This is a genomic window from Mesorhizobium sp. URHB0026 (assembly GCF_054059755.1).
In genome coordinates this window covers 5,209,454-5,221,806 of record NZ_JBSSCN010000001.1, presented here as the reverse complement: position 1 = coordinate 5,221,806, position 12,353 = coordinate 5,209,454, and the positions used below count along the sequence as shown (strand labels likewise).

The window sequence follows — 12,353 nt, the reverse complement described above, 5'->3', positions numbered from 1 at the left end:
AAGCAGTAGAGGGACGCTTTAATGAGCCGAAAGAGACCGACCGTCGCCGATTTGCGCGCCATGAAGGGCAAGCGTCAGCTGACCATGCTGCGCGTGCTCACCCTGGACGAGGCGGAAGCCGCCGAACGGGCAGGGGTCGACATCGTCTCGGTGCCGCCCGAACTGGTGCTGAACCCGCGGTACCGCGATGCCGCGCCCAGCCTGTTCACCATGCCGGGCGACAATTTCTTCGAGATCGGCACCGCGGATGATTTCGTGCGCTGGGCCTTCCGGCTCTACAAGGCCGGCGCCGACGCGGTCTATTGCAGCGCGGGCTACGCCACCATCAAGCGAATGGCCGACGATGCGATTCCCGTCATCGGCCATGTCGGCCTCATTCCTTCCCGCGCGACCTGGACCGGCGGCTTCAAGGCGGTCGGCAAGTCCGCCGATACGGCGATGCAGGTGTTCGAAGCCGTCAAGCAACTGGAGGCTGCCGGCGCGATCGGCGCCGAAATAGAAGTTGTACCAGTCGAGGTGGCGAAGGCTATCTCGGAGCGCACCTCGCTGATCATGCTGTCGATGGGCGCGGGCACCGGCTGCGACGCGCAATATCTGTTCGCCGACGACATTCTTGGCCAGAACCGTGGCCACATGCCGCGCCACTCGAAGATCTACCGCAATTTCGCCGCCGAATACGATCGGCTGCAGGCGGAGCGGGTGGCGGCATTTTCCGAATATGTCGCCGACGTCAACAGCGGCGCCTATCCCGAGGACCGGCACATCGTGCACATGGACCCGGACGAGCTACGCCTGTTCCTCGACAAGGTCGGCCGGGGCTAGGACCGTTTGCCATTTGCCGCCGGCGAGCGCTGCGTGGAGTGCTTCCGCATCGACGCCGAGCGGCCGGTCATGCTTGAGCGCGGGGACGAGCGCGCGTGTCGCCGTGTGGACGGCTGATGTGCGTGGCGCCAGCGCCAATCCCTCACGCAGGTCGACGGCTTGCGCCGCCGCCATTAACTCGAAGGCGATCAGCCGCCGCCACAGCGTGATCATGTCGGCGCATTTCGAAACCACCAGCGGCGTCTGCGTGGCGTGATCCTCCACGCCTTCCGAAACCGGCAGGAAGTCAAGCATCACCGGATTGGCCTTGTGGTGGATGGCAGCCAGGATCGATGTCACCGTCTTCTGCAACGGCACGAAACCGGCCGAGGCGCCACCGACCGGCGACAGGTATTTCGGCAGGCCGTTCCGACCCGAACCGGTGAGCTGGATAAAGCGGGCGGCACTGGCGGCGGCACATTGAGCGATTGCCAGGCTTAGCGCCTCGAAGGCGAGCGCCAGCGAAGCGGTGTGAAAGTTGCCCGTCGACAGCACCAGCTCGTCGTCGCTCAGAACCAGCGGGTTGTCGGCGGCGGCATTGAGTTCGGTCTCGACGGCGCGTCTTGCCTGGCCGATCGCCTCGATCAGCGCGCCATGGATCGAGGGCATGCAGCGGATCGAGAGCGGGTCCTGTATGGTGGTGGGGGCCGGCGCTTCGTCGCGGGCGAGAAGATCGTGCAGCGCCTTGGCGGCTTCCTGCTGGCCGGCGGCGGGCCGCGCCATGTGCAGGCGGGGATCGAGGATGGTGCGGTTGGCGCCGAAACCTTCCATGGTCAGCGCGCCAGCCTGCTGCTGCTGGGCAAGAGCCGACAGCGCGTCCGTGACCGCAAGCGCGCCGCCGCCGGCGGAGACGGCGGAAGCGTTGATCAGCGACAGCCCATCCTTGGGCGCCAGGCCGATGGGGCCGAGGCGGGCCATCATCAGTGCCTTGACAGCTGGCATGCGCCTTCCCTGATAATCAGCTTCACCTTCGCCGATCAGCAGGCGGGCGATCGCGGTCATCAGCACCAGGTCGCCAGCGCCGATCGAGCCGAGCGACGGCATCACTGGATGGACGCCCGCGTTGAGGACTTCGACCAAGGCAACGAACACGGCGGGCGACAGGCCGGAGCCACCGGCCGACAACATTGTCAGACGGGCAAGCATGGTGGCGCGCACGGCCTCGATGGGCAGCGCTTCGCCGACCGCGCCGCTGCGGCCCTCGAGCAACTGGCGCTGGAAGGCGCTGGCGTCACCCTCGACCGATGTGCGAAGATTGGCGCCGAGCCCGGTGTTCAGGCCGTAGATCTGCTGGCCGGAGGCCGCCGCCTGGTCGAGCACCTTTCGCGCCTTCTCCAGCCTGCCGATGACATTGGCTCCGATCTCCACCTTGCGCGCCTCGCGGGCAACAGCGGCGACATCGGCGACACTGATGCCGGCCCCGGTGAGGACGAGCGCGCTCATGCGAAGCGCAGCCTTTGGCCGATGCCTTGCGCCTGCGCCTTGGCAAGCATCGCCTTGCCGAGGGCAATGTCGGACAGCGACAGGCCGCGATGCCAGAAGAGGATGGTTTCGTCGTCACTCTGCCGTCCCGGCCTGAGGCCGGCGGCGATCTGGCCGAGTTCGGCATGCAGCGTCTTTTCGCTCAGCCGCCCGGCCTCGACATGCGCACGCAGCGAGCCGAACTTGCCACCCTTGCACTGACCCCAGTCGTCGACGACCATCTTCTGCATGATGTCGGTCAGCGACAGCTCCACCGCGCTCATCGTGCCATAGGGAACGACAAGCGCGCCCGGCTTGATCCATTCTGTCTTCAGCAGCGGCTGCGGCTCGGGCAGGCGCGAGGCTTCGACGATGATGTCGGCGCCCTTGACGCAGCTCTCCCAGTCGGCGACCGCGGTGACGGGCTTGCCGAGGTCGGCGGAGAGTTTTGCGGCAAAGCCGCCGCGGCTTTCGGGGCGGCGCGAATGGACGCGGATCTCGTCGAAATCGAAGAGATGGTCGAGCAGGCGCACATTCCAGTACGCCGTGCCGCGCGCGCCGATATGGGCGAGCACCTTCGAGTTCGTGCGCGCCAGGTGCTTGGCGCCGATGGCGGTGACGGCGCCGGTGCGCATGTCGGTGATGACCGTGGCGTCGAGAATGGCGCGCGGCGTGCCGGTGCGTGGATCGAACAAATTGAGGATGCCGAATTCCGAGGGCAGGCCGTGAAGATAGTTGTCGACATAGTCGCCGACGATTTTCACGCCCGCCGTATCGAGCGGCGCGACGTAGCCGCGCAAGACATTGAAGTGGCCGTGGAAGGACGGGTCAGGTTCGAGGTGGACACGCGGCTCGATCACCGTCTGGCCCTTGCCTTGCGCAACGAGCCCGGCCTCGACGGCGCCGATGATCTCGCCATCGGCCATGGCAAGCGCTTCGATGTCGAGGGCGTTGAGGTAGTCGATATAGATAGGCTTCATGCGTCCACGGTTCCTGTCGTTTAAGACCGAGCCCCATTCATTCCATAACAGGCGGCGATGCGACACGAAAGTTTGTTGGTCCATCGCTGGACGCGGTTGGCTAAATGTTGTTGAAACCGACCCGACATGACGGCCATTCCCGAAAGTGAAACCTTACCCGAGACAGCGACGAATTCGCGGCGCGTGGCGCTGATCGTCGCCATCGCCTTCTTCATGCAACTGCTGGATTCGACGATCATCTCGACGTCGCTGCCGCAGATGGGCGCTTCCTTCGGTGTGCCGGCGGTGGCGATGAGCATCGGCATCACGGTCTACATGCTGACCATGGCCGTGTTCGTCCCGCTGTCGGGCTGGCTCGCCGACCGGTTCGGCGCGCGTAACATTTTCCTCGCGGCCATCGCGCTGTTCACACTGGCGTCGCTCGCCTGCGGCTTCTCTGGGAATCTGACCGAATTCGTCATTGCCCGGGCCGTGCAGGGCCTGGGCAGCGCCTTGATGACGCCGGTCGGCCGCATCCTGGTCCTCCGCAACGCGTCGAAATCCGAATTGCTCAACGCCACGGCGCTGATCACCTGGCCGGCGCTCTTTGCGCCCGTGGTCGGCCCGGTGCTTGGCGGTTTCATCACCACCTATCTGTCCTGGCACTGGAATTTCTTCATCAACATCCCGCTCGGCGCGATCGGGCTGGTGTTGGTCGCCCGCTTCATTCCGGGCGACCGTGAAGCCGATCCCAAGCCGCTCGACTGGCCGGGTTTCTTCCTGACGTCGCTGGGGCTCGCCTGCCTGCTCTATGGACTCGAGCGCATCGCGCATCCGGAGGATGGGGCCTTGCCGACGGTGCTGCTGATCGCGGCGGGGATCGTCGTCGGCTGGCTAGCGGTGCGCCATCTGCGCCGCGCGCCGCATCCGCTACTCGACCTCTCCTCGTTCGAGGTGCAGACCTTCGCCATCTCGACGCTTGCCGCTGGCACGATCTTCCGCGTGGCGATCAACGCCACGCCGTTCCTATTGCCGCTGCTGTTCCAGGTCGGCTTCGGCCTCTCGCCCGTCGATGCCGGCATGATGATCCTGGCCTATTTCCTCGGCAATCTCGGCATGAAGACGGTGACCACGCCGACGCTGCGTCGCTTTGGCTTCCGCTCGGTGATGGTCGTCAACGGCATCGTCGCCTCGGTGTCGATCATGGCCTGCGCGGCGATCTCGCCGCAGACCCCGCAGTCGCTGGTGGTGGCGCTGATGCTGATCGCCGGCCTGTCGCGCTCGATGCAGTTCACCGCTCTCAACACGCTGGCCTTCGCCGATATCGCCGCGGCGCAGCGTAGCTCCGCGGCGACCTTGTCCTCGATGCTGCAGCAAGTGGCGATGCTGTTCGGCGTCGCGGTGGCGGCGGCGATCCTCAACCTGTCGCAGATCGCCAGGAACGGGTCGGTGCTCGACCTCGCCGATTTTCGAGCAGCCTTCCTGCTGATCGGCATCATCGGGCTGGTGGCGTCGTTCCGCTTCCTGGTGTTGCCGAGGACCGCCGGCGCCGAGGTTTCCGGCCACACGGCCGGAAATTGAAATCGAATTTTCCGCCAGATCGCAGGGTTAAATTCCGTCTTCGCCTTTCGCCTAGGTGTTGTGCTTTCGCCAAGCGCCGAGACGGTGCAAGCAATTGCCAAAAGTGCAGGAGTTTCCGGGGATTGCGCCAGATTCGGCCACCAATGCGTCCACTTTGCGAATCTCATCGCCAGCCCACGTTTTGAACGCGGATTCATTTGACGAGGCGGCATTGAGCCGATTAGCTTTCTCTCCAGGGGTGGCAGCGCTGCCACCGGGGTGAAAGCAGAAATGAACATGGCCGGCTGGCTGAACTTCGGAAGCCTGAATCAGGAAGGCATTGTCTTTGCCATAGCAGTGGTGCTGTTCGTCGCGGCCGCAATCGGTCTGCCAGGTTTTATCGATGCGAACAATCTGGTTGCCATTATCCGCTCGGTCTCGGTGCTGGGTATACTGGCGCTGGGCATGGCTGTCGTCATCATCGGCCGCGGCATCGACCTGTCGGCGGTTGCGATCATGGCCATGTCGGTCGCTTGGTACCTGCAACTGCTCAACAGCGGAACGCCGGACGGGCTCGCCTTCGCCTATGTGCTGGCCGGCGTGTTCGCCATCGGCCTGCTCAACGGCTTTCTCGTCGCCTATGCCGATGTGCCGGCGATCTTCGTCACGTTGGCGACCGGCTCCTTCGTCTTCGGCTATGTCCGTTCGCAATTGATCACGCAGGACGCGGTGCCAGTGCCGCAGGGCCATTGGGTGGAACTGCTCGGCGGTCTACGCTTTCTCGACGTCCCGATCGAGGTGTTCGTCTTTGCGGGGCTCGCGTTCCTGTTCTTCCTGTTCCTGCGCTACACCAAATGGGGCCGCTACATCTATTTCGCTGGCGACAATCCGGTCGCGGCGCGCAATATCGGCATTCCGGTGCGGCCGATGCTGGTCCTGCGTTACGTGCTCTCGGCATTCGTCGCCCTGATCGCCGGCCTTTTGACCGCAGCCAGCCTGCATTCGATCAACACGCGTGTCGTCAATTCGACGCTGCTTTACGACATTGTGCTGGTGGCGGTGATCGGCGGCATCGGGCTGTCGGGCGGGCGGGGCGGGGTGCGCAACGTGCTGGTCGGCGCCGCGCTGATCGGCATCCTGCTCAACGCCATGACCATCATCGATATTCCGCTGCTCTACCAGAACCTGATCAAGGCGGCGATCCTGCTCGGCGCCATCATCGTCGACGGCATCATCAACGCGCGCGACGAACAGACCGCGCAACAAGGTGACATTTAGAGCAGATGGGCTAGCCCATTTTGCTCAGGGGTACCCGGGGCGATCGCGACGATCGGCCGGCAATGAAAACCGAACCAGAGGATGAGACATGAAACTGATCAGAACACTCATGGCGGCGGCCACGGCGCTGGCCGTCACCGCCTTCGTGGCGCCGACCTTCGCCGCCGACGATCCAGGCCCCGCTGCCTATGCACAAGCGCTGAAAGGCAAGCGCGTCATGCTGGTGCCGCTGGCGATGGGCTTCGACCTGGCGCAGGGCTGGTCGCATTATCTGAAGAAGGAAGTCGAAGCCTGGGGCGGCACGTTCGAAACGCGCGATCCCAACTGGGTCGTCGATGCCGGCGCGCAGGCGATCACGGACGCGATCTCGTCCGACACCAGACCTGATGTGCTGATCATCCATGCGCCGGACCTCAACTCCTATTCCAAGCTTATGAAGAAGGCGCAGGCCGCCGGCACCTATGTGATCCTGGTCGACAATCCGGCGAATTTTCCCGCCGATGCTTTCGTCGGCAGCGACTGGGACCGGCTCGGCCAGCTCGAGGCGGAAGCCGCGATCAAGGGCTGCGGCGAGAACTCGTCCAAGAAGATCGGGCTGGTGCAGGGCGACCAGGCCAACTCCTCCAGCCTTTACCAATATGCCGGCATCATGAAGGTGCTGGATAAACATCCCGACTACAAGGTCGTGGCCAAGCCCGATTCCAACTGGGATGCGACGACTTCGCGCAACGTGACCACGACCATGCTGCAGCAGAACCCGGACGTCTGCTCGATCATTGATTTCTGGGATGGCGATGCCACCGGCGCGTCGGCTGCGATCCGCGACGCCAAGCTCGACGGCAAGGTGTTTTTGGTCACCACCGGCGGCGGCGAAAAGGCGGCCGATTGCGACAAGCTGAACGATGGCACCTATGGCGCCGTGGTGATGACCGATCTTGCCCGCCAGTCGGGCGACATGAACGCCATCATCAAATTCTTGCTGCAGAGCGGCCAGCCGGCCGGCACCTCCCACACCTACATTTACACGCTGGAGAAGGCGACGACCAAGGCCGACCTCAAGCCCGACAGCTGCTGGGACCTGAAGGCGCTGCAGGCCGAAGCGGCGGCGAAGTAAGCTGATCGTCCGCAACCGATATCGACGAGGTGGCCGGATTGTCCGACCACCTCTTTCTCTTGTGGCCCCAGACCTGGCAGCAGTGACCTGATGAGCTTTCGCGAACGCCTCCAGTCCTGGCGCTACAATCTCGTGCCCGACCATCTCGTCGGCGAGATACTGACCAAGCGTTGGACCGACAACGCCATTCCCTTCCTGGCGCTGGTGGTGACATTGGCGACCTTCGGCTCGATCATTCCGGGCTTCTTCAAGCTCTCTTCCCTGCAGGAATCGACGCGCCAGCTCGGCGAGTTTTCGATGGTCGTCACCGGCATGACGGTGGTGATGCTGGGCGGCGGCATCGATCTCTCCGTCGGTTCGATCTTCGCGCTGTCCTGCTTTTCCGCCGTCTATGTCTTCTTCATCCTCGAACAGTCAATCTGGCTGGCGCTGGCCGCCTCGCTCGCCACCGGCCTCGTGTTCGGCGCGATCAACGGCTACCTCGTCGGCTATCTCAGGCTGCGTGCGTTCCTCACCACGCTGGTGACCTTCATCTTCGGGCGGGCGCTGTTCGACATCTTGGTCACCACCTATGCCGCCGATGTGCAGCTTTCGACCGCTACGTCCGATGTGCTCGACTTCATCGGCGACAGCACTTTCTGGGGCCTGTCCGTCTCGGTGTGGCTGGCGATCATCCTCGCCATCGTGACCCATATCGCGTTGACGCGCTCGCGGCCCGGCTGGCACGTGCTGGCGGTCGGCGGCTCCCGGCGCTCGGCGCACAATGCCGGCATCCGGGTGCGCCGTACCGTGTTCATGACCTATGTCTTTTCCGGCTTCTGCGCCTCGATCGGCGGGTTTCTCATCGCCTGCCGGCTGAGCGGGGCAGGGCCGGGCACCGGCCTCAATCTCGAGATCATGGCGCTGACGGCGGCGGTGGTCGGCGGCGTCAGCCTCGGCGGCGGGCGCGGCTCGGTGATCAAGGGTCTAATGGGCGCCATCATCGTGCTGACCATGACCAACGGGCTGATCCGGCTGGGCTATGGCACCGGTACCAACCAGATGGTGCTTGGCATCATGCTAGCGGTGGCGGTGACCATCGACATTCGCTGGCTCAAGAACCGCCACAAGGTGCTGAACGAGGTCTATGTCGCGCCGGTCTATCTCAGGATGGGCGAAACCCAGTCCGCGGTGCCGGGTTCGGGCACGCCTTACGCGCTCGACAACCGGCTGTCGGCGGCCGACCATATCGGGCTCGGCGAACTGGAAGGGCCGGAAGACGTCATCCTCGACCGCGACGACAATCTCTATTGCGGCACGCGCCATGGCGAGATCGTCCGCTTCTTCGCGCCGGATTATGTCAGGTCGGAGGTGTTTGCCCATATTGGCGGCTTTCCGCTGGGCCTGGCCTTTGACAAAGGGGGCAATCTGATCAGCTGCGTCGGCGCGATGGGACTCTATTCCGTCTCTCCGGATCGCGCGGTCAAAAGGCTGTCGGCGGAGACGTCGCGCTCCTGGACCTCTATCGTCGACGACGCGCGGCTGCGCGATCCCAATGATTGCGATATCGCGCCGGACGGCCGCATCTATTTTACGGACTCGACCAAGCGCTATGACGCGCATGACTGGGCGCTGGACTCGATCGAGAACCGCGCCACCGGCCGTCTGCTGGTCTACGATCCCAGGGATGGGTCGACAAAGACGCTGCTCGACGGCTACCGCTACACCAATGGTGTCTGCATGGCGCATGACGGCAAGTCGCTGTTCTTCGCCGAAAGCTGGGCCTGCCGGGTGCATCGCTATTGGCTCGAAGGGCCGAAGGCGGGCACCGCCGAATGCGTCATTCGCGACATGCCGGGCTATCCCGACAACATCAACCGGGCGTCGGACGGCAATTACTGGATGGCGTGGCTGGGCATGCGCACGCCGAGCTTCGACCTGTCGCTGCGCCACCCCGACATGCGCAAGCGCATGACGCGCCGGCTGCCGCAGGACGAATGGCTGTTCCCCAACATCAACACCGGCGGCGTGGTGAAATTCGACGAGAAGGGCGGCATCGTCGAGGCGATGGGCGATTTGACGGGCGGTGCGCACCCGATGGTCACCTCGATGCGCGAGCACAAGGGATATCTGTTCGTCGGCGGCATCCTCAACAATCGGATCGGCCGCTACAAGGTTTCCGGCGCCGACCCGAACTGGACCAGCCCCGCCTCGTATTGGGGAGCGCAGCCATGATCCTCGACCCAATCCTGGATATGTTTCGCGGCAAAGCGGTGACCATCCCGCCGCTCGACGGCGCCTTCCGTCCCAACACGCTGCTCGACGATGCGCCGGCTTTTGTCGGATTGACCGAAGCGGACAATCTGCTGGTTGCCGATGGCGGGCTGCTGGCCTCCAGCGGCAACGCCATCTATTCGCTTGCCGCCGGAACCGCACCCAAGGTGGTCGAGAACTTTGCGTCCCCAATTACCGCGCTGGCGCTCTCGCCATTGGGCGAACTGACGGTCGGATTGGAAAGCGGCAAGCTGCTGGTGGGCGGCAGGAATGTTTCGCTGCCGGCCGGTGTCAGCTGCATCACCGCTCTTGCCTACGCCGAGGACGGTGCGCTGTGGCTGGCCAACGGGTCGGCCGAGCATACGCCGTCGCAATGGGCCGCCGATCTGATGAAGAAGGGCGCGTCCGGTTCGCTTTGGAAACGGGATGCGGCGGGTGGCGAGTTCCGCAAGGTGGCCGGCGGGATCGCCTTTCCCTACGGGCTCCACCCCGTCGGCAGGGATGTGCAGGTCAGCGAGAGCTGGCGCCATCAGCTCGTGCGCTTCGATGGCGCGACCGGCAATCGCTCGACCGTGATGACGCATCTGCCCGGCTATCCCGCTCGGCTGTCGCCTTCCGGTGATGGCGGGGCATGGTTGAGCCTGTTCGCGCCGCGCAACCGATTGATCGAATTCGTGCTGCAGGAGACGCATTACCGGCAGGACATGATCGATCAGGTGCCGCCGGCTTACTGGATCGCGCCGGCGCTGGCCTCCAGCCGCAGCTTCCTCGAACCGCTGCAATGTGGCGGCATCAGAACCATGGGGATCCACAAGCCGTGGTCGCCGACCCGTTCCTACGGGCTGGTGGTCAAGCTCGATCAAAACATGCAGCCGCAATTCAGCCTGCACAGCCGCGCCAACGGCACACGCCACGGCATTTGCAGCGTGGTGGAAAAGGATGGCCAGCTGTTCATTGCTTCCAGGGGTGGCGATTGCGTGCTGGCCGTCGACCTCGCCTCGGGAGGTTTCTGATGGAACCGATTATTCGTCTCGAAAACGTCACCAAGAATTATCGCGGCGTTCCGGCAGTCAAGAACGTCAGCTTCGAACTGCGCAAAGGCGAAATCCACGCGCTGCTCGGCGAGAACGGCGCGGGTAAATCGACACTGACCAAGATCATCGCCGGTGTAGTCGATGCCACATCCGGCAAGATGTCCCACAAGGGCCGGGAGATCGCCTACGCCTCGCCGCATGCCGCACTCGAGGCCGGCATTGCCATGGTGTTCCAGGAGACCAGCCTGGTGCCGTCGATGACGGTGGCGCAGAACCTTTATCTCGGTACTGAAAAATTCCTCAACCGGCTGCGCGGCACGTATATTTCAGCACAGCAGTTCCTGCAGTCGCTGAATTTTCCCGTCGATCCGAACGCCATGGTGGCGACGCTGGGCGCGGCCAAGCGGCAGATGGTCGAGATCGCGCGCGCCGTGCACCACAATGCCGAGATCATCATCTTCGACGAACCGACGGCGACGCTGACGCCGGAAGAAAAGCGCCACTTCTTCGCGCTGATCCGGCGGCTGAAGGCGAGGGGTGTCTCGATCGTCTTTATCAGCCACGCGCTGGAAGAGGCATTGATGATTGCCGACCGCATCACCATCCTGCGCGATGGCGAACTGGTCATCACCGACCACACGGCTGCCTTCGATCGCGACAGAATTGTCGCCGCCATGGTCGGGCGTACGCTGTCGGGCCAGATCTACCGCCAGCGCGACGAAGCCAAACTGCGCAAGGCGGGCAAGAAGGTGCTGTCGGTGCAGGACATCTCGATGAGCAATGTCGTGCGCAACAACTCCTTTTCGATCTTCGAGGGCCAGATCACCGGCGTGTTCGGCCTGATCGGCTCCGGCCGCACCGAGACCTTCAAGATCGTGTCGGGCATCTACAAGCGCGATTTTTTGCGCGGCGGTACAATCGAACTCGACGACAGGCCGGTGCGCTATCTCGTGCCGAGCGAGGCGGTGGCGGACGGCATCGTCTATGTCACCGAGGACCGCAAGAGCGAAGGCATCTTCGAGACGATGAGCATCGCCGAGAACCTGTTTGGTGGCCTGCTGGCGGCCGGCCGTGAAAAGGCCTGGGTGATCAACCAGCAGGAGATGTACGCGCTATCGGCCGAGTGGACGAAGACGCTCAACATCAAGGCGATCAACGACAATGCTCGCGTGGTCGAACTCTCAGGTGGCAACCAACAGAAGGTGGTGATCGGCAAGGGGCTGGTGCAGCAGCCACGCATCGTCATTTTCGACGAACCGACGCGCGGCGTCGATGTCGGCGCCATCGCGGAGATCCACCAGATCATCAACAGGCTGGCCGACGAGGGATTGGCCGTGGTGGTGATCTCGTCCTATTTGCCGGAGATCACGAACCTGTCGGATCGGATACTGGTCTGCCGGCAAGGCCGCATCGTCGAGGAGTTTTCTCCGGCGGAGGCCACGGAGGAGAAGATCATGTACGCGGCGGTGCATTAGGGGGTTGGCTGGTGCTCGGCGCACATGCGTTGGCAATTGGCGAAAGCCTCAGTCCTTCGTCATCCACGGGCGGAGCAAGGAGCGCAGCGACGCGGGGCGGACCCGAGGATCCATGCAGGGACTCGGAAGCGCCGCCACGGCGCAGAATTCTGCTGCGCTGCACTCTATGGCCAAGGTCACGGAATGGATCCCAGGGTCTCCGCGACGGAGCTTCGCTCCTGCTTCGCCCTAGGATGACGAAGGAGAGGTGCTTCGGCCAACTCCTCGGTTTTCTCGCGCCAAAAAAATGAATCGGACAAACCGATTATTTCCCTTTGCTCAACGCCTGATTCAATTCACCCGACGATCCAATGAAGGA

At 63.7% G+C, this 12,353-nt stretch carries 9 protein-coding genes; 7 read left to right on the top strand and 2 right to left on the bottom strand.

Annotated features, from left to right (window positions below):
* Window positions 1-21: 21 nt before the first annotated feature.
* Window positions 22-822, top strand: coding sequence for a 3-methyl-2-oxobutanoate hydroxymethyltransferase (locus tag ACVWWD_RS25615; protein WP_352563817.1), 801 nt, complete (start codon window positions 22-24; stop codon window positions 820-822).
* Here ACVWWD_RS25615 and ACVWWD_RS25610 read toward each other — a convergent pair.
* Window positions 787-2,304, bottom strand: coding sequence for an HAL/PAL/TAL family ammonia-lyase (locus ACVWWD_RS25610; protein ID WP_352550417.1), 1,518 nt, complete (start codon window positions 2,302-2,304; stop codon window positions 787-789). The genes ACVWWD_RS25615 and ACVWWD_RS25610 overlap by 36 nt on opposite strands.
* Complete coding sequence (locus ACVWWD_RS25605) at window positions 2,301-3,302, bottom strand: ornithine cyclodeaminase family protein (protein WP_352550416.1); 1,002 nt, start codon at window positions 3,300-3,302, stop codon at window positions 2,301-2,303. Before ACVWWD_RS25605 ends, ACVWWD_RS25610 begins: the two co-directional genes overlap by 4 nt.
* A 126-nt stretch (window positions 3,303-3,428) precedes the next feature.
* Between ACVWWD_RS25605 and ACVWWD_RS25600 the strand changes: the two genes are divergently transcribed.
* The 6 genes from ACVWWD_RS25600 to ACVWWD_RS25575 all read left to right on the top strand — a co-directional run bounded on the left by ACVWWD_RS25600 (window position 3,429) and on the right by ACVWWD_RS25575 (window position 11,995).
* A complete protein-coding gene (locus tag ACVWWD_RS25600; RefSeq protein WP_023792405.1) occupies window positions 3,429-4,862 on the top strand; it encodes a DHA2 family efflux MFS transporter permease subunit in 1,434 nt (477 codons plus the stop codon).
* A 270-nt stretch (window positions 4,863-5,132) separates the two neighbouring features.
* A complete protein-coding gene (locus ACVWWD_RS25595; protein ID WP_352550415.1) occupies window positions 5,133-6,119 on the top strand; it encodes an ABC transporter permease in 987 nt (328 codons plus the stop codon).
* A gap of 88 nt (window positions 6,120-6,207) precedes the next feature.
* Entirely contained in the window at window positions 6,208-7,233 is a 1,026-nt protein-coding gene (locus ACVWWD_RS25590) for a sugar ABC transporter substrate-binding protein (RefSeq protein WP_352550414.1), read from the top strand.
* Window positions 7,234-7,323: 90 nt separating this feature from the next.
* On the top strand, window positions 7,324-9,447 hold the full coding sequence (locus ACVWWD_RS25585; RefSeq protein ID WP_352550413.1) for an ABC transporter permease: 2,124 nt from the start codon (window positions 7,324-7,326) through the stop codon (window positions 9,445-9,447).
* Window positions 9,444-10,499 (top strand): SMP-30/gluconolactonase/LRE family protein, encoded by a 1,056-nt coding sequence (locus ACVWWD_RS25580; protein ID WP_352550412.1) that lies wholly within the window; start codon window positions 9,444-9,446, stop codon window positions 10,497-10,499. Before ACVWWD_RS25585 ends, ACVWWD_RS25580 begins: the two co-directional genes overlap by 4 nt.
* Window positions 10,499-11,995, top strand: coding sequence for a sugar ABC transporter ATP-binding protein (locus ACVWWD_RS25575; protein WP_352550411.1), 1,497 nt, complete (start codon window positions 10,499-10,501; stop codon window positions 11,993-11,995). Before ACVWWD_RS25580 ends, ACVWWD_RS25575 begins: the two co-directional genes overlap by 1 nt.
* The last annotated feature ends 358 nt before the right edge of the window (window positions 11,996-12,353 follow it).

Bases quoted from the DNA above. Each gene is read 5' to 3' on its own strand.
- ACVWWD_RS25585 (WP_352550413.1), top strand. From the start codon at position 7,324: ATGAGCTTTCGCGAACGCCTCCAGTCCTGGCGCTACAATCTCGTGCCC.
- ACVWWD_RS25590 (WP_352550414.1), top strand. From the start codon at position 6,208: ATGAAACTGATCAGAACACTCATGGCGGCGGCCACGGCGCTGGCCGTC.
- ACVWWD_RS25610 (WP_352550417.1), bottom strand. From the start codon at position 2,304: ATGAGCGCGCTCGTCCTCACCGGGGCCGGCATCAGTGTCGCCGATGTC.
- ACVWWD_RS25615 (WP_352563817.1), top strand. From the start codon at position 22: ATGAGCCGAAAGAGACCGACCGTCGCCGATTTGCGCGCCATGAAGGGC.
- ACVWWD_RS25575 (WP_352550411.1), top strand. From the start codon at position 10,499: ATGGAACCGATTATTCGTCTCGAAAACGTCACCAAGAATTATCGCGGC.
- ACVWWD_RS25580 (WP_352550412.1), top strand. From the start codon at position 9,444: ATGATCCTCGACCCAATCCTGGATATGTTTCGCGGCAAAGCGGTGACC.
- ACVWWD_RS25605 (WP_352550416.1), bottom strand. From the start codon at position 3,302: ATGAAGCCTATCTATATCGACTACCTCAACGCCCTCGACATCGAAGCG.
- ACVWWD_RS25600 (WP_023792405.1), top strand. From the start codon at position 3,429: ATGACGGCCATTCCCGAAAGTGAAACCTTACCCGAGACAGCGACGAAT.
- ACVWWD_RS25595 (WP_352550415.1), top strand. From the start codon at position 5,133: ATGAACATGGCCGGCTGGCTGAACTTCGGAAGCCTGAATCAGGAAGGC.